This window comes from Akkermansia massiliensis (assembly GCF_023516715.1).
Classification (GTDB): domain Bacteria; phylum Verrucomicrobiota; class Verrucomicrobiia; order Verrucomicrobiales; family Akkermansiaceae; genus Akkermansia; species Akkermansia massiliensis.
Genome location: NZ_JAMGSI010000002.1, coordinates 720,202 through 737,177, shown reverse-complemented (window position 1 = coordinate 737,177; position 16,976 = coordinate 720,202). Strand labels below are relative to the sequence as shown.

Sequence of the window (16,976 nt, the reverse complement as noted above, 5' to 3'; positions counted from 1 at the left end):
TTCCCCCCCTCTTCAAATGGGGCTATCCTGCTCTGGCATAAATAATTTCTAAATTCTAGACAACGATGAAGATTTGGTTAGATGGAAAGCTGGTGGAACAGGAGGAGGCCAAGACCTCCGTTTTTGACCATGGTACGCTCTATGGAGACGGCATTTTTGAAGGTATCCGGTTTTACAACAAGCGCGTCTTCCGCCTGGAAGACCACATGGACCGCCTGTACAACTGCGCCCATTATCTGCTGCTGGACATTCCCTATACCCGGGAGGAACTCTCCAACGCGGTATGCGAAACGGCGGCGGCTTCCGGCCTGAGCGACGGCTACATCCGCCTGGTAGTTACCCGCGGCATTGGCAACCTGGGGCTCAATCCCTTCAACTGCAAACGCCCCAGCGTCTTCATCATTGCGGATAAAATCTCCCTGTACGATCCCGCCGTGTATGAAAACGGGCTGCCCCTGATCACCAGCTCCGTGCGCCGCAACCGTCCGGACGCCCTCTGCCCCCAGGTCAAATCCCTCAACTATCTCAACAACATCCTGGCCAAGATGGAAGCTGTGCGCCAGGGCGTAGCGGAAGCCCTGATGCTGAACGATCTGGGCAACGTGGCCGAATGCACGGGAGACAACATCTTCATCGTAAAAGACGGAGCCGTCTTCACGCCGCCCGTCACGGACGGCTGCCTGGACGGCATCACGCGCCGCGTGGTGCTGGAAATCTGCCGGGAACTGCAAATCCTGGCAGAAGAAAAAACCATGAACCGCTTTACCATCACCTGCGCGGATGAATGCTTCCTGACCGGCACGGCAGCGGAATGCGTCCCCGTCACCAAACTGGACGCCTACCAGCTGGGTTCCGGCAAAATCGGTCCGGTGACCGCCCGCATCCTGGCCCGCTTCCAGGAACTGACCCAGACCACGGGAACAGCCTTCTAAAGCCTGGCATTTCCTTTTTGATAGCAAAAACGGCCCCTCCTGTCCGACGGGGCCGTTTTTTTGCGCCACTGCATCAAAACCCGAAAGCGGCGCAACGCCATTCCATGAAATGTTCAGCTTGAAATCCACAGGAGGAGTGAAGCCGGAACATGAACGGATCAAACGCCTGTTTTTACAGTACGGACCATCAGGAAACACGGTAAAAGAACACATCACCCCGGCATAAACGGAATGCGCTCACCCGGGAATGAATGCCTCCCGGCCTTTAGGGCATACTCCACTCCAGAGCGAAGCGAAAGGATTCTTTAAAAAGCCGTCTCCGCCTTATCTCCCACGCACAAGGACAAAACCGGACACGTTCCGCTTCTGCCCCCATACCGGAACCGTTCCAGCCAGGAAAAAGGCGGGATTACTTCTTCTTCGGCAATCCGGTTTCCGGATCAAACTGCTTGGCCTGCTGGGCGTGCTCCTTCGTCTGGTAGAAACGGACGTAATCAATCAGGAACTTCACGGGATAACCCTGGCCATCCTTCGGAGCCTTTTCACACCAGTTGCCGCCCACGGCGGAATTGAGAATGAGGTAAAACGGCGTACGGAACGGATTGCCCGCCTCATTGGCATAATTAGTGGTATTCAGATCAATGGATTTCACCAGCTTGCCATCCACCATCAGCTTGATGGAATCCTTGTCCCACTCCATGACATACGTATGAAAATCATCGGAGAGGTTATCAATCTTCACCGTGCCTCCGCGGGAAGCATCCTTCTTGGACACGCCGTCCGGGCTCAAATGGAAGGTGGAATAAACCACATCCGGCTGCTGGGAAATATTCTCCAGCATATCAATCTCTCCATTGACGGGCCAGCCCCACTTGTTCTTGCCAAGCAGCCAGATGGCAGGCCAGATGCCCTTGGTTCTGGGAACCTTGGCCCGAACTTCCAGTCTGCCGAACATGAAATTCTTCGTCTTGATCGTCGTCACGGAACCGGACGTGTAGGGCATGAATTTGGTATTCTTAATCCAGTCCGACGGACTCTTCTTGTAATTGATATTGGCGAACTTCTCAAAGTGGGTCTCCAGGACCAGGCAGCCGTCTTCCAGCCTCATGTTCTTGGGCCGTGCTGTATAGGTCTGCTGGGACCCCTGATTGCGTATCACGCCCAGCTCCGGCTTCCACTTCTTGGCGTCTATCTTGGACCCGTTGAACTCGTCACCCCAAACATAAACCCATCCGCCGGGAAGGGTCTTCGGAGGCTTGGCGTCTTCTCCCTTTACGGACATGCACAGGCATGCGGCCAACAACACGGCAAACAGGCTCTTCTTCATACGGACCAATACTGTACTTGGAACCGCAGCCTTTCAAACAAAATACGTCCGGACGGGCGCCTTTTCCCTCCCTTCCCTTGCAGGATGGCGGAAATACCCTGTAAAATGGATAGAAACTCTCTTCCGCCGCATGCTATGATTACGGTATGAAGACCACTCCTTCACCCCGTGGCCGGGCCCTTCTTCATCAAACCCCCGTGGGGGCCATCGTCATCGTGGAAAACGGAACGGCCGTCACGCACGTTTTCTTTAGCCGCTTGGTGCAACCGGAGCATGTGGAATGGGAGGAAACGCCCCTGCTGCGCCAAACAGCCAGCCAACTGGACGAATACTTTCAAGGTGCCCGCCGCATGTTTGACGTGCCCCTTTCTCCGCAGGGAACGGAATTTGAGCAAACGGTCTGGAAGGCCCTTCAAACCATCCCCCATGGGGAAACCAGAAGCTACGGCGATATCGCCCGGCAAATTGGACAGCCATCAGCCGGCCGGGCCGTGGGGCATGCCAACAACCAGAACCCCATCAGCATCATCATTCCCTGCCACCGGGTCATTGGAGCCAATGGAAAACTGACCGGTTATGCGGGCGGCCTGACTATCAAGCAATATCTGCTGGAACTGGAACAGGGTGCCGTGGCTCCCTTCATGCTGTTCCCGGATGCGGAACGCGCCCGATGGAATACCCCTGCCAGCTCGTGAAAACGGCGGAAAAGCTTGAATTGGCCTACTGCTGCGCGGCGTCCGCCGCCTGCGGAGGCGTCATGGACTTCAAGGCAGCCTTGGGAGACTCAATGCCGAGCCACTGAAGGGGCAGCAATTCTCCCGTCACCTTGTAATGCTTGTAAGTCAACCCGGCAAAAACGGCCAGGAAAAACATCAGGACGGCATACAGGGCCATCCACAAATAATTCTTCCGCGCCGTACGGGTGGCCTCGTCCGCCAATTGCTGCAAATTCCGCATGGCGGCGGAAGGAGCTGCCTCTTCCTCCCCCGCTTCGGTCGGCTCGGGAATGAGTCCCGGAGAAGGCTCTTCGGCAAACCGGAGCCTGGCATCTCCCAGGGCAATTTCGTCGCCATCGTAAAGAGAGGCGGCGCCCATGGGCGTGAGCCCGTTGATCTTGATTCCATTAGTTGAACCCAGGTCTTCCAGAACATACGCGCCCTCCTTGAACTGAAGCAGGGCGTGTTCTCCGGACACGGACTGAAAAGGCAGCACTATTTCACAATGTTCGTCGCGTCCGATGCGGGCGAAATATTCGCCGTTCTTCGGAAGAACGATGGTTTTCTCGGAACCGTCGGGCAATTGGATGGAAAGGCGGGGCATGATTCACGGGCATCATGCCATGCCGACGCTGATTTTCAATCCAAAAGACCGTTTGCCCGGCATGCCCGGGAAAAAAGCGGTTGCATGCGCCTCTCCTTCAGAAGGCGGATTCCATGAAGTTCCATCATGCGGCTCCATTTTTCCAGACTTCTGACCAGCAGGAGTTTCCCAAAAGATATTCTTAATAGATAATTCACACACTTTAAATCCCCTATATAAAACGTCCCTCCGGATAGGGAATTGACATCCCGGACCCGCGGCGGCTAACATCAGGCATGAACGCCACGCAAGCATCAGCTTTCAAGGGATACAATCTGCTGACGGCCGCCAAATCGGTAATTTCCAAATACGCTGTATTTTCCGGGAGGGCTACCCGTTCGGAATATTGGTACTGGGTATTGGGGCAGACTGCCGTCCTGCTCCTGTTGGACATGGCCTTCACCATCTTCATGATCATCCTGTTTGCCTGCCATCATCCGCAGCAAATGTCATCAACTGAAACTTTTACCTATGGCATGGCAGGTGCCGTTCCCCTTCTGCTATGGAGTCTATTTACCGTGATTCCTTCGCTGGCCGTCACATGCAGGCGCCTGCATGACACCAACAAAGGCGGAATTATGCTGCTGCTTTATCTGGTTCCGCTGATAGGGAGCATTATTCTTCTCATTTACTGCTGTGAAGACAGCCAGCGGGGAACGAACCAATACGGACCGTCGGAAAAATACCCGGGGTTGCCGTAATTTTCCGGAATTTCCTTTTGCCAAACAGCTTTCCGGTTCACTGGAAAAGTTAGCGGCACATGCCATGGAAAAGCCGTACAGTCCTGCACTTGTCTTGCGTTTTGGGGGGAAATGCTTCATATTCAGAACATGTTTGTTGACAACATCCGCATATTTGCCAGGGCAGGAAAGGGAGGAAACGGGCTGGTCAGCTTCCGCAGGGCCAAATTCGTGCCCAAGGGCGGTCCGGACGGAGGAGATGGCGGCGATGGCGGAAGCGTCATTCTGGAAGTGGACCCGCACACGAATGATCTGCGCTCCTTTTTCTACGACCCCAAATTGATCGCCACGGATGGAGTAGGCGGACAAAGCGCCAAAAAGCATGGCAAAAACGGCAAATCCGTCATCGGGAAAGTTCCTCCCGGCACCATCATCTACCGCAGCAATGCCTCCTCCATGGCGGAGGCGACCTGGCTGGAACGGGAAGGCGAAGGCATCGAGCTGGAAAAAATTGCGGACCTGACGGAAATCGGCACCCGGTTCACGCTGTGCCAGGGCGGCATCGGCGGCAAGGGCAACTGGCATTTCCGCTCTGCAACCAACCAGGCGCCTACGGAAGCCGAGATGGGAACGGAAGGGGAGGAAGGCGTCTTCTTCATGGAACTGCGCCGCATTGCGGATGCCGGACTGGTGGGCTACCCCAACGCGGGCAAAAGCACCCTGCTGGGAGACATCTCGGAAGCCAAGCCCAAAGTCGCCAACTATCCCTTCACCACGCTCCAGCCCATCATCGGCGTAGTGGAATTCGACAGCTTCCGCCGCTGCGTTGTGGCGGACATTCCCGGCATCATTGAAGGCGCGCACAACAACCGCGGCCTGGGGCATGAATTCCTGCGCCACATCACGCGCTGCAAGGTGCTCGTCTTCGTTCTGGACATGGCCGGCAGCGAAGGCCGCGACCCCATTGAAGACCTTCAAAACCTCCGCACGGAAATCAAGCTGTACAGTGAAGACCTGGCCAAACAGCCCTGGTTCGTCGTCGCCAACAAAATGGACCTGGAAGGGGCGGAAGAAAACCTGGCCAACTTCCGCATGCGTTTTCCTAAGGTGGACGTCATCCCCCTTTCCGCGCTCAACGGAGAAGGCATTTCCCGGCTCAAGAGCAAGCTTGACGAACTTGTAGGCTATAAATTCGTTCGTTAAAACCATCCGTTCAACCCTCTCTCCCTTCCACATGACCGCTCCGCTTGCCGCAACGACAGACCCCGACCAGCTCTTGTGCCGTATCGCCGGAATTGGAGACCTCTTCGCCATTGAAGGGGAATTCGTCACCGGCAAGGAAATCCCCAGCGGCCACATCAACACCACTTACAAGGCCACCTACCGCAAAAGCGACGGGACGGAAGACTCCTACATCCTCCAGCGCATCAACGACTATGTCTTCAAGGACCCCAGAGCCGTCATGCGCAATGTGGAGAAAGTCACGCGGCACATCAACTGGAAAGTCCTGCGCCGCCTGAAGGACTCCGCCGGGCAGACCCTCAACCTCTATCCGGCACGCGGCGGCCGCAACTACATCGACATTCCCGGCGACGGCATCTGGCGCTGCTACAATTACCTGGCAGGCACGCATACCTACGACGTGGTGGAAAACACCCGCCAGGCGTACCAGGCCGGATTTGCATTCGGATCCTTCCAGGACTTGATCAGCGACATGAATCCGGACGACATCGTGGAAACCATTCCCGGATTCCACCACACCCGGAACCGCTTCAACCGCCTGATGGAAGTGGCGGCGCAGGATCCGCAGGAACGCCTTTCCACCTGCCTTCCGGAACTGGACTTCATCAAGGCGCGCGAGCAGGACGTGGACCGTCTGCTGGACCTCCAGGCCGGCGGCGTGCTTCCCACCCGCATCACCCATAACGACACCAAAATCAACAACGTCATGCTGGACGAAGATACGGACCACGCCGTCTGCGTCATTGACCTGGATACGGTCATGCCCGGCCTTGTGCTGTACGACTTCGGCGACATGGTGCGCACCGTTACCCCGCCTACGGAAGAAGATGAAGAAGACCTGGACAAGGTGCGCATGCGCATGCCGATGTTCCAATCCATTGTGGAAGGGTATCTGGCCGCCGCCCACGGCTTCCTGACCCAGGCGGAAATAGACCAGCTTGCTTTCTCCGGAAAACTCATCACGCTGGAAATCGGCATCCGGTTCCTGACGGACTACCTGGAAGGAGACCAATACTTCAAGGTTTCCCGCCCGGACCACAACCTCATCCGCTGCCGCACACAGCTCAAGCTGGTGGAATGCATTGAACAGGAACTTCCGTCCATGGAGCAATATGTCAAGCGCGTGGCCAAGGGGATGTCCAGAAAATAGAGTGGGAGCTCTCCCTCCTTCTTTTCCATTCTCTCCGGGACGGCTATGCCGTCCCTTATTATTTATATTATTTGAACACTGCGGCGATTTCCATAATCCAAGAAACATTCCACGCAATCGCCACAGACCATGTTTGAAATACCGGATATTCAACTCAATCAATATGGCAAGCCGGCAAGGATCATGTATCTGGCCCCGTATGCCCCCGACGCTCCCGATTTCTCCAAAAAACCCTACACGGGCAACGGAGGCTATCCCCAGTACCACTACAACATTTACAAGGCCATTCAGGACATCGGCTATGACGTCGTCTCCTCCTCCAAGCCCTATTCCGTGCAATTCGCCAAAGGAAACGTGGACTATGTATTCTCCCTGATGAACAGGTTCGGCATGTCCAAGCCTGAAATATTCATCTCCTCGTACTGCGAATTCATCCAGATCCCCTATTTGGGCGCCCCGCCCAACATCCGCGCCATTGCGGAAGACAAGCTCCTGACCAAGCTGGTATTCCGCTCCCTGGGCCTGAACATGCCGGAGGGCATCGGGCTTTCCGGGGAAAAAGGCATTCCGGACAAAGCGCCCTTTCCCGGCCCCTACTTCGTCAAAAAACGGTTTGGAGCCGCTTCCGGCGGTATCCGGGAAGACAGCATCTGCGGCTCCTGGGAGGCGGTAGCCGCGTGCGCCCGGCGCCTGATGGAGGAAGGGCATGAAGTGCTCGTGGAACAATACTGCGAAGGCATTGACGTCACGGTTCCCGTGCTGGGGGGTGAAAAACCCGTCATCCTGGGATACGTGCAGCCGAAATCCGACAAACCGGGCAGCATCATCACGGAAGACCTGAAACTGCATGACCACCTGGGCTACCAGATAGTCTCCGTGCACGACCTGGAACAGGACATCGCCAACGACGTGCAGAAAGTCTGGGACGCCCTGGGGCCGATGGACTATTTCCGCATCGACTACCGGATTGACTTTGAAAAAGGCGAACGGCGCATCCTGGAAATGAACATCTGCTGCCACCTGGGCAAAAGCGGCTCCATCTGCCTGGCGGCCGCAGAACACGGCTACTCCCAGGCGGACCTCCTCAAATACATCATCGGCTACAGCATGAACAGGCAGAAAAACCTCTGCCAATACGGCACGTGGCTCATCTGACCCGTATGGAGGCAGCAAGCCACGCTCCAATCATGGCAGAAATGGAAGGGATTCATCCGGTATCCGGCTGATTGCTTCAAACACTCCCTGCCAGCTTTCCCTGGACGCTTCCAGCCCTCCCAGAGCCATGCCGCGTTCCCGGGCAGCGGAGGCCATATCCTCCCGGTAATGCGGTTCCCACGCCATCTTGGTGGCGTATGTGATGAAATCCCCCGGGCTTTCGCACAGCCATCCGGTCTTCCCGTGTTCCACCATCTGTTCCCAGCCTCCGCGCTTGTCCACAATAAGCACGCTTCCGCTCGCCATGGCCTCAAAGCCCACGCGCGGCCAATTCTCCGTCGTATCCGTGGGTTGCAGAACGATGTGGCATCTTTGGTAAAACTCCTGCTGGGATAGAGACCTCTGGTCATGGAACGTCTCCACCCAGTCGGGCGGCCTTCCGGTCTTCGCCTCACTCCGCTGATCAAAGCCAAGAAAAGTTCCTCTCTTCCGGACGGGTGAAGCAAAATGCTCGTAAATGTGCCACGTGTCCTTGCTGAATTTGTCCTCATCCTGGCGGGAAATGTGCCCCGCGCCAAACCAGTCCGTGGATCGCTGGACAATGAAGGGAAAATCAGTCGTGTCAAAATACGGCTTGAACGTCATGAACCGGATGGACGGATCGGCATTCAAGGCTCTCAGGCGCGGCATCACGCTCTCCCTCACCTGGTCATTCTGATAAAGAAACAGGGAAATATCACCCCTCTTCATGGCTTCCTTTTCCCGTCCGAAAAGCCAGGTCATGCAATTGACAAACACTGTCTTTCTTGTCCGTTTCCGTATCTCCGGCAGCGCAGCCAGGAACTCTTCATTGCAAAAACTGATAACGGGCGCGCCTTCCGGAATAGCTGACCAGTCGTACCCCTCATGTACCGTGACGCCCTGCCCAACCATTTCCGGATAGAGCTCGGCACGGTGCACGTTTTTTTGGGTGGGAATGAGATGAATATCCACACACATGTGCCTCCAAACCTTAATCTGGTGGTAAAGCTCGGCTCCCGCCCCTCCATAGAGGGACGGAAACCCGATGATGTAGAGAGAGTCCATAGTTAGTTATTCCATTGTAGAGGACATATCCCTAAGAATTAACATATGAATTGTTACTTATTGCCATGTCTAATATTTTTAAGGCATTATCACATCCATCAGTAAAATAATTATCCTTATTTTGAAATAATATCCATTTCCTAACGATGCTGAGTTGATCTTTTGTATAGGAATGATATATATAATCTACTTCTTTTTGTACGTAGTCCCGTATTCTTTCTGAAAAACAAATTATAATAAGTTTATTCATCATCCATTCCTCAGTGTCTATCATATAATTATTTGCTCCTGATATTTCCTCCATTAGGAATTCCTGATAATAGAAGGGAAAAAATATGAAAGGGCACAGGTCGATGAAAAATTGATAAACTCTGCATTGTGATACCATTGAATGGCAGGAACATCAATCCAACGTTTATTTAAAAATGGTTTGACACATTCTGTTGCTTCATCATCAGGATAATCCGGATTTCCAATGAGCTCCCGAATGTTGGTTGTCGGAAAAAAAGAATTTCCAAGAGGAAACTCTTTTTCCACTTCCTGAATCATATTATTCAGACTCTCATGGGAATAATAAGCCATATTTATATTAATTTTTTTGCTGCCCTATCTACCAAGTCAAGAGCATGAGTACAACCGGATTCATCGTTGTGCTTTCTATTTTCGAATAAAATCCAATTTCTGACTAAGTCAAGTTGTTTTTTTGTATACGAATGATAGATATCATTTGTAGTTTTTATCCGCCAATGCACTTCTTCTCCCCAAAAATTAATTCCAGTTAGTACATTCATCATCCATTCCCTCGTGTCACTCATGTACCTTTTTTCATTTGCTATTTCCTCAAGATAAGAAAGCCTTATGATTGACGGGAGAAAATAGGCAAGAGCACTACTTGCAGCAAAACTCACAAACTCGGCGTTATAGTACCATTGTATAGCAGGAACATCAATCCAGCGTTGGTTCAAAAACGGTTCGCCGCATTCTCGCCCTTCATCATCCGGATGGTCGGGGTTTTCAATGAGATCGCGAATACTACTTGTTGGAAAAACAGGAGTTTCCAACGGAAATGCTTTTTCCACTTCGTGGATCATATTATTGAGAATCTCGGAAGGATAAATCATAGCCATGTTAATTTACGCTTTTTCTTTATTCTCATGCAATAATAACTCTCCGATTCATGCTAGGGCCAGTTTCCTGCCCACAGTGCAGACTTCCTGCCTAACTATTGGATCCATATTTTGCAGGCAAATGTACTTAATATCATCATATCTCTGCCTAGGGGAAAATAAAAGAACAGGTCTAGCATTGATTGAATTAAACTTTAATCAAACATGTAACAAGCTTATGAACTGTATTCTATAAAGGCTGCTTCCATTCTACTTTAAAGGATAGAAGATAGAAATTATATTTATGTTTAGTACTTAAAACATAATACTTGTTACAGACCTCGAACCAAATCCTGCTTTTTCCGATCCACTTTTTCAAAATGCCATCGATATTCATCAAACCGAAAGCACTGTTCTTCATCAAACGATGTGACTGGTGGGCGATACGGTTGGAAAAACAAATACCATATCCATTCATATTTTCCGTCTTCCCTTTCCTCTGGCCACAGAACAGGATAATACAGATAATCTTTATTATTCCATATGTTCAAACCGATCTGCTTTCCCAGCAAATGAAATAAAAATTTCACGCATAATAATTCTGGTCGAGAGAGTTTTCCTACGCCTTCTTCTTCAAAAGATTCTTTCGATTCAAATCCAAGGATACCTAAATCCGATTCACCGATAGAACGCGACCAGAAAAATCCGGCCCCATCTGTCACGCCATCTGCAACAAACACCTGTTTAGCCTCTTCTTCCGTGACAATACTTATCACTTTGCGTACATTCACACCCTCATTATTCCACACTATATCGCCTGTTCTAACTGGCAAGCCTTCGGGATAATAAATAGTTTTTTGCATAGAATTATTTTTGTTCTATATTATAAAGGGCCTCCGCCACCAGCGGGATTAGGAGGGGGAGGGCCATCCGGGGCACTTCCTTCTGGTGGAGTTTGTGTGTTTTCCAAAGTAACAGGACCATTCCAATTGCATATGCATGATGGAAATGGAGCCTGATTCATCGTCCATACTTTAACGTGACCTACAGTATCACACTTGTGAGCTCCTCTTTCTCTGGATCCTGGTTTGGCAATGTCATGCCGTTTCGATCCAGCCGGGGGCTTACAGGGTTTACAGCCTTTCCGGGTAGCGATGACAACAGCCGCAGCCGCAGCCGCAACTCTTGCAGCTCTTCGAGATATATTAGATGATGATGTAATGCCTCGAGTCGCTCTTGCTATATCCGCGAGATAAGAAGGAGAGTTGGTCATCGCAGCATCCGGTGTTTTCACTGGGATACTCCCAGTATAATCGATAAACGTGAAAAGATTATTATAAACCATTCTATATAAATTGAAATTACCATCCTCTCCAATGGGCTCCCTATTCAACCATCTACCGTTTAAAATATTATAATATCTGTAATTATAATATACCAGACCTAATTCATCATCCGCATATTCACTGGAGAAACGGAAGGGATTATCCTTCGCCATATTGCCTTCCATCCTGAGAACATTGCCGTATGGACCATATTCATACAGGGCGCGGCATTCTCCCTGGGTATCGAATAGGCCTGTAGTATTTTTCAGCAGGTCATGCGTATAAAAAAGGTTTTCTACATAGGTTCCCGTTTCGTCGAATGTGGTCATTGCCAGGATTCGTGTTGCCGTGGACTCCATAGGATCCCATAGATAGGTTTTCCGAAGAACGGGTTGCACCGTTTCCGTTGCATTGGCTGCATCCAGTTCCGCAAGTTGGAGAAAACCACAGTAAATAAACCGTTTCCGGGACACCAGCATTTCTCCTTCATAGACTGTTTTTTCCACTCTCCTGTTCAGGTAGTCGTAACGGCATTCCACCCGCTTGGTATCCTGCGTGAATCTGACCGCCTGGTTCAGGGCGTTATACTTTACCTCCCACTCGCCTGTAGAGGTTTTTACCTTAATCTGGTTGCCGTCTTCGTCGTACTCCCGTATCAAAGGCCTTTCTTCTCCATCCGTAATGGAAGTGTACTGGTTGAGGCTATTCGTCTCATAGACGATTGTAATTTCTCCCGTTTCTTCCTGTGAGGGTTCCCGATCACCGGAAATGTACTGGTTGAGATTATTTGACAAATAAACGGTGGGAGCCGCTTCCGCTCCTTCCTGTGAGGTCAACCGGTTACCGATATTGTCATAGGAGTAGCTGTACGTTCCGCCCCGGTTCATCACGTCGGCAACCAGTTCGTCCCGGTCATTATACGTGTAAACATGAGTAAGATCGGGATTGGGAGTATTAAAGTAATCCTTCTTTTCCAGGGGGCGCCCCAGTGCATCATAAGTATAGTCGACTTTAGCTAAATAGTCGGCGCTCCCGGGACGCTGGTAGGCTATTTTAGTCAGCAAGTCACGCTTTTCCTCCCGGGTATACCATCTCTTGAGGGCGTTGGGATAGGTGAGCGTTTCCAACAGTCCATGAACTGCATGATAGCCGTAGGTAAACCGGTCGCCTGCATGCCTGAGGGAAACAGTGCCAAGGCGTTTGTACATATCATAATTCCAAATGGTTTGAAAAACAACATCACCTTTGTATTGCAAACTATAGCCAGGAAATCGACCCAGACTGTCCCTTTGATAGTCAAGCCGACTGGCCACCAAACCTGCCGTATTTTCCTGTACCGCTTCATTGTATTGGTTATAGGAAAACGTGCGCGTACCGGAATCATCCGTTACCTGCGTAAGGAGATTGAGATGGTTATACGTGTAACCTATGGCCGGCGTGGCATCATTGTGGGTGACAGAGAGCAAATTCCCCGTCAACTCATCATAGCCGTAAGTCGTCATAAGATGAGTTCCCTGCTCATCAACCGTCCGGGCTTGTGATTTGGTCACCAGCCTGTTCCACCCGTCATAGGAATAGGTTTCCCCATGCCCGTCAGCATAGGTTTTTGCCGTCATGAGGCCGGAGACTTCATCATAGCTCCACACGGTGGTATCGCCATCCGTCCGTTCACGCGGATCACCTGCAATGGTTTCTTCCGGAGCCCGGAAAGTTTTGAGTTCTATCAGCCTGTCTGCATCGTCGTAAGCAAAAACAGAGGGCTGCGCTGCCGTACCATATTCAGCAGTCTTGCGTCCGCGCAAATCGTAAGCATAGCAAGCCGTTTTCCCCAGTGCGTCCGTGATGCAGGAGGGCAATGCCGTCGCCGGATCATAGGCAGTCGTAACCGTATTGCCGGCAGCGTCTGTTCTCCCGGTTTCGCGTCCGGCAAGATCAAACATGATCGTGGTTTCATTGCCGCGTGTGTCCGTCAGGATTTCCTTTTTCCCCGTGGCCGTGTAGGAACGCGCCGCGGTCGTAGTCATGTTTGCGAAATCCTTTTTGGAGACTTCATACCCGTCAATGACAAGTGCTTCTGCAATGACTATGGAATCAGGAACCTGTTTCCTGATTGTACGTTTGCCGGGAGCCGTATATTCCATCCATTCCGGAATCTCATTGCCTCTCGTATCCGAAGAGATGATCTTTTCAGCAACGACTGGGGACAGGAAAGAGACCAGCGTAGACGTGCTTTTCGAGTAAGGCAGCCCGTAACTATTGTAGTTAATTACGGTCTTCACACGGTATATGCCGTCTTCCCTCCGTTCACAGGCATAGGAGTATTCTGTTATACGGGAGTTAGCCGGGGCAGGTTCTTCCGCCAACTTCCATGTCTCTTTCACTACGTTGCCGAAGGAGTCATAGTCGTAAAGCATCGGGGCCATGCCGTCCGTCCCTTTCCGCAACAGCCTGTTCTTTGTATCAAAACTGTACCGTTCATGGATGAGGCCGCCGCTGGCACTGGCCCGGGAAAGACGGACCACGTTGCCCCAGCCATCCGTTACAGATTGTTCCATGAGGACCGGTTCCCCGCCTTCCTGCGGTATAAGGGTGGAATGGAGAATCCCTTCTTCCATGCATTCCGTTTGATAAAGCAAATGCCTCTGTCCCGTTCCGCTTTGTTCCAAAATGGTTCCATCCGCATGGCGGCGGGTGACAAGCGTAGCTCCTGCCGGCGTGGTAGCGGTTTTCGTCAATCCATTCTCACTATAGGCATAAGTATGGTCTCTCCCAAGCACGTCCGTTTCACGAACAAGCTGCCCCAGCAGGTTGTATTCCCGCCCTTCACTGGCGGCCATGGGACCAACGTCCCGCCGTATCGCCAGGGTTCTGCCAAAAGCGTCCCGCGTGTAGCTGACAATGGTTTCCGGAGTAGTTTCCGTAGCCGAACGAATGGTTTCCACAAGCTGGCGGGCCGTGTTATAGGCATACGTAGTCATCACTCCGTCTTCATCCTTTTCCCACAAGGGGCCGCAACACATCATTTCACGTTCCGTCACGCGTCCGTTGCCGCGCGTGCGCTTGATCCATCGCCTCTCCTTGTCATATTCGTAGTCCGCCGTATCTGTCAATGCCCAGGTTCCATCCATCAGAAAAGCGTATTTTTCTATCCGGGTGTTGGTGCCCTGTGCGGACACGTAAGTCAATTTGCGCTTGCTCTGCCCCGGCACAGCTTCTCCCCCAACCCGGGTTTCCGCCGTAATCCTGTACAGGGCGCCGTATTGACTGTCTGCTTCATACTCGTAAGAGGTCTGTACCCCATTGACGGCCTGCCGCATCTTCAACCGGCCCCTTGCATGGACATTGGAAGCTGAGGGCATCCATGTTTCCGTTATTTCCACTTGCTCTCCTTCCGCACCCAGGGCAGCCGTCCGCTTGGTCACACGGCGCACATCATTGGCTTCCTCATAGGTGTAGTGCGTGTCCCTTAACCGTACAGCTTTGATGGTAAGAACGACATATTGGTGGATGATATCCGGATCCGGACGGTCCGAGTACCGGTAATAGGTGTAGGTGCCTTTTCTTTCCCCTCCGGACCAGGGTTCCATGCGAACTGTTTCACGACCAAAAGCGTCGTAGGCCCACGTCTTGACACTCCCGTCGGGAGCAGTTTCCCGTGACAGTTTTCCTATGCTGTTATAATCGTAAGTGGTTTCCCGGGCATAATCAGTGCCGTAGGCTTCAATTCGGCTGGTGCAAAGGTTCCCCTTGGAGGTCTGTTCATAAGTTTCACACACGCGAGAAATGGGTGTTCCTGTTTCTCCGCGCTGAACGGTAGTGATCAATTTCCATGTGGTGGAAGTGACAGTCTGTTTTTCCCGCAGGGTGTAAATGGCGTCTTCTTCTTCACCCTGGGACATGCACCAGGCGCCTCCCGTTCCCTGCCAATAACGGGTGACATAGGGGGAACGGCCTTCAGCCTGTTCCGTGACCGTGAGTTTGCTGGTTGCCGTATCTCCGGAAATGGAGAAAGTCTTAAACGGAATACCCGTGACGGGATAAACGCCATTCGCTTTTTCCCCCGCCTGCTCCGGCAGATAAAAGGCAATCACATAGCCGTCAGCCGTCACATTTTCTATACTGGCAAGGCCATCCCACAGGTTCCATATCTGGCGGATGTTTCCGTCACTCCCCCGCACGATGTCCAGATATTGGGAAAAATCCTGCGCCGTATAGGAAGAACCAAGCTTGGAAACATACCCGGTAGCGTTCTTTAGGGAAGAGAGTGAAGCCCCTCCGTACAGAACGGAATTTCCCCTGTTATTGCTCACGCGCATTTCCGTAGAAAAAAGAGAAGCTGCATTGGCAGTACGGCTGCTCTCTTGGGCGTAAGTCATGGAAACGGAGCCACCCCGTTTCTTGGACCCGCCACTGGCCGCGCCAGCATAGCAGTAATAATTGACATTGGTACCCCCATTCCTGATCTGAAAAGCCGTGTCCGCTCTCAAGCTGCCTCCGGGAGGCGGCTGGATACTGCTTGCCATCGGGTGCAGGTATTGAAGAGCGGCGGGCGTCCATAATTTGGAAGAAAAGTTGTAAGCTACAATTTCCAGCATGCCATAAGGCATTCCTTCCATCCCCCGGAAAGCTCCGAAATTGGTGCGCCACACCATGCTGGTTTTCCTGGTCTGAGTGGTTACGCGCTTACCGGCGGAAGAAATGCTGCCGTACAGGGAGGCGGAAGAAAACCTGTTGCGAGCTGTGGGAGGGGGTTCCGCTCCTCCCGTGTTATCCATGCATCCGTCTGAAGAGGAAGGATTGCCCACCGGCTCATCACCGTCTTCATCTCCCCCATTGTTGCCGTCCGGACATGGATTGCTGGAGCTGCTGTTGGGAGAACTGCTGCTCCCTCCGCTGCTGGAACCGCATGGATCGTCTTCGCCTTCGTCGTCATTGTCCACCGGTTCCGTTTGCGTATCCGGAGGGACATAGGAAGAGGAAGAACCAGTCTGATGGTCAGTGACGACCACGTTCATATCAAAGGTAAGCTTGGCAACATTCTTCTTATGGTCTTTGAGGGTAATGTTTTGATATTCCAAATGAGCCTCATGCTTCCCTCCCTCGATGTCAAATGAGGTTTCCTTCGGATCATAGGTACCGCCTCCTTCCGGCCCGCGCGGACCGAGGTTCATGATCTCCTTTTGATCCACCGTCAGCGTCGCCAAATCATCGGCGCCCATGGTGACAAAGCATTTGGCCGTTTCAGAAGGCCCCAGCGGGCGCACCTCAAATTCCCAATTCCAATTCCGGTCAAAAGCATCCGGAGCGCTTTCATCGATGGGCGTCGGTTTTCCTCCGCTGTCGGAACTGCGCGCCCCTGTAGGGAATTGATATCGTCGTTAAATTGTTCTTTCATGGTTGAAATAGATTAATCATTGATTATCAATCATTGATTGATTCCAACACGGGAATGCCAGCAATAACTTTATCAATTCATTACCTATGCCAACTAATTTTTACTCTTCAACACGCCCAAAACGGAATAGACGCTATCCAGGGGCCATAAGAATATCTGCCATTTCATTCACTCTGGCAGCCAAACTACTTCTTTCCCATGAGAAAGAGGGGATTTTCC

14 protein-coding genes are annotated in these 16,976 nt (G+C 52.0%); 7 read left to right on the top strand and 7 right to left on the bottom strand.

The genetic code is table 11. From position 1 onward, the window contains the following. The first annotated feature begins 65 nt into the window (after positions 1-65). Entirely contained in the window at positions 66-932 is an 867-nt protein-coding gene (gene ilvE / locus M8N44_RS10795) for a branched-chain-amino-acid transaminase (protein WP_102721580.1), read from the top strand. Positions 933-1,341: 409 nt separating this feature from the next. Here the strand turns inward: ilvE and M8N44_RS10790 are convergent, their stop codons facing one another. Further along, positions 1,342-2,259: a glycoside hydrolase family 16 protein gene (locus tag M8N44_RS10790; protein ID WP_102727942.1), complete on the bottom strand. Its 918-nt coding sequence runs from the start codon at positions 2,257-2,259 to the stop codon at positions 1,342-1,344. 146 nt (positions 2,260-2,405) lie between these two features. Here M8N44_RS10790 and M8N44_RS10785 point away from each other — a divergent pair, with 146 nt between their 5' ends. Then, a complete protein-coding gene (locus tag M8N44_RS10785; RefSeq protein WP_102727941.1) occupies positions 2,406-2,954 on the top strand; it encodes a methylated-DNA--[protein]-cysteine S-methyltransferase in 549 nt (182 codons plus the stop codon). A 25-nt stretch (positions 2,955-2,979) separates the two neighbouring features. Here M8N44_RS10785 and M8N44_RS10780 read toward each other — a convergent pair whose 3' ends face one another. Next, positions 2,980-3,579, bottom strand: coding sequence for an FHA domain-containing protein (locus tag M8N44_RS10780; RefSeq protein WP_022396374.1), 600 nt, complete (start codon positions 3,577-3,579; stop codon positions 2,980-2,982). 19 nt (positions 3,580-3,598) lie between these two features. On the opposite strand from M8N44_RS10780, the gene M8N44_RS13955 reads away from it, so the two are divergent. The 5 genes from M8N44_RS13955 to M8N44_RS10760 all read left to right on the top strand — a co-directional run bounded on the left by M8N44_RS13955 (position 3,599) and on the right by M8N44_RS10760 (position 7,845). After that, entirely contained in the window at positions 3,599-3,733 is a 135-nt protein-coding gene (locus M8N44_RS13955) for a hypothetical protein (RefSeq protein WP_257228122.1), read from the top strand. A 121-nt stretch (positions 3,734-3,854) separates the two neighbouring features. Further along, positions 3,855-4,319, top strand: a complete 465-nt coding sequence (locus tag M8N44_RS10775; RefSeq protein WP_022396375.1) for a DUF805 domain-containing protein — start codon at positions 3,855-3,857, stop codon at positions 4,317-4,319. Positions 4,320-4,448: 129 nt separating this feature from the next. After that, positions 4,449-5,501, top strand: a complete 1,053-nt coding sequence (gene obgE / locus M8N44_RS10770; protein ID WP_102727343.1) for a GTPase ObgE — start codon at positions 4,449-4,451, stop codon at positions 5,499-5,501. A gap of 31 nt (positions 5,502-5,532) precedes the next feature. Continuing rightward, on the top strand, positions 5,533-6,690 hold the full coding sequence (locus M8N44_RS10765) for a phosphotransferase enzyme family protein (protein ID WP_102727310.1): 1,158 nt from the start codon (positions 5,533-5,535) through the stop codon (positions 6,688-6,690). A gap of 129 nt (positions 6,691-6,819) precedes the next feature. Further along, positions 6,820-7,845 carry a D-alanine--D-alanine ligase family protein gene (locus M8N44_RS10760; protein WP_102727940.1) on the top strand — a complete coding sequence of 342 codons (1,026 nt, stop codon included), beginning with the start codon at positions 6,820-6,822 and terminating at the stop codon, positions 7,843-7,845. A gap of 30 nt (positions 7,846-7,875) precedes the next feature. On the opposite strand, the gene M8N44_RS10755 is transcribed toward M8N44_RS10760, so the two are convergent. The 5 genes from M8N44_RS10755 to M8N44_RS10735 form a co-directional block, all read right to left on the bottom strand. Beyond that, positions 7,876-8,931, bottom strand: coding sequence for a glycosyltransferase (locus M8N44_RS10755; RefSeq protein WP_102727939.1), 1,056 nt, complete (start codon positions 8,929-8,931; stop codon positions 7,876-7,878). Between the two features lie 303 nt (positions 8,932-9,234). Beyond that, entirely contained in the window at positions 9,235-9,513 is a 279-nt protein-coding gene (locus tag M8N44_RS10750) for a hypothetical protein (protein ID WP_215451233.1), read from the bottom strand. A 2-nt stretch (positions 9,514-9,515) separates the two neighbouring features. Further along, positions 9,516-10,058 (bottom strand): hypothetical protein, encoded by a 543-nt coding sequence (locus tag M8N44_RS10745; RefSeq protein WP_022396381.1) that lies wholly within the window; start codon positions 10,056-10,058, stop codon positions 9,516-9,518. A gap of 311 nt (positions 10,059-10,369) precedes the next feature. Further along, complete coding sequence (locus M8N44_RS10740) at positions 10,370-10,900, bottom strand: hypothetical protein (protein ID WP_146021059.1); 531 nt, start codon at positions 10,898-10,900, stop codon at positions 10,370-10,372. A 20-nt stretch (positions 10,901-10,920) separates the two neighbouring features. Continuing rightward, complete coding sequence (locus tag M8N44_RS10735; RefSeq protein ID WP_102727936.1) at positions 10,921-16,581, bottom strand: RHS repeat domain-containing protein; 5,661 nt, start codon at positions 16,579-16,581, stop codon at positions 10,921-10,923. Positions 16,582-16,976 lie beyond the last annotated feature (395 nt).

What these genes read in the sequence shown, in the direction of transcription:
- M8N44_RS13955 (WP_257228122.1), top strand. Translation starts at nt 3,599, where the DNA reads ATGCCGACGCTGATTTTCAATCCAAAAGACCGTTTGCCCGGCATGCCC.
- M8N44_RS10760 (WP_102727940.1), top strand. Translation starts at nt 6,820, where the DNA reads ATGTTTGAAATACCGGATATTCAACTCAATCAATATGGCAAGCCGGCA.
- M8N44_RS10740 (WP_146021059.1), bottom strand. Translation starts at nt 10,900, where the DNA reads ATGCAAAAAACTATTTATTATCCCGAAGGCTTGCCAGTTAGAACAGGC.
- obgE (WP_102727343.1), top strand. Translation starts at nt 4,449, where the DNA reads ATGTTTGTTGACAACATCCGCATATTTGCCAGGGCAGGAAAGGGAGGA.
- M8N44_RS10790 (WP_102727942.1), bottom strand. Translation starts at nt 2,259, where the DNA reads ATGAAGAAGAGCCTGTTTGCCGTGTTGTTGGCCGCATGCCTGTGCATG.
- M8N44_RS10750 (WP_215451233.1), bottom strand. Translation starts at nt 9,513, where the DNA reads ATGGCTTATTATTCCCATGAGAGTCTGAATAATATGATTCAGGAAGTG.
- M8N44_RS10745 (WP_022396381.1), bottom strand. Translation starts at nt 10,058, where the DNA reads ATGGCTATGATTTATCCTTCCGAGATTCTCAATAATATGATCCACGAA.
- M8N44_RS10765 (WP_102727310.1), top strand. Translation starts at nt 5,533, where the DNA reads ATGACCGCTCCGCTTGCCGCAACGACAGACCCCGACCAGCTCTTGTGC.
- M8N44_RS10780 (WP_022396374.1), bottom strand. Translation starts at nt 3,579, where the DNA reads ATGCCCCGCCTTTCCATCCAATTGCCCGACGGTTCCGAGAAAACCATC.
- ilvE (WP_102721580.1), top strand. Translation starts at nt 66, where the DNA reads ATGAAGATTTGGTTAGATGGAAAGCTGGTGGAACAGGAGGAGGCCAAG.
- M8N44_RS10735 (WP_102727936.1), bottom strand. Translation starts at nt 16,581, where the DNA reads ATGGGCGCCGATGATTTGGCGACGCTGACGGTGGATCAAAAGGAGATC.
- M8N44_RS10785 (WP_102727941.1), top strand. Translation starts at nt 2,406, where the DNA reads ATGAAGACCACTCCTTCACCCCGTGGCCGGGCCCTTCTTCATCAAACC.
- M8N44_RS10755 (WP_102727939.1), bottom strand. Translation starts at nt 8,931, where the DNA reads ATGGACTCTCTCTACATCATCGGGTTTCCGTCCCTCTATGGAGGGGCG.
- M8N44_RS10775 (WP_022396375.1), top strand. Translation starts at nt 3,855, where the DNA reads ATGAACGCCACGCAAGCATCAGCTTTCAAGGGATACAATCTGCTGACG.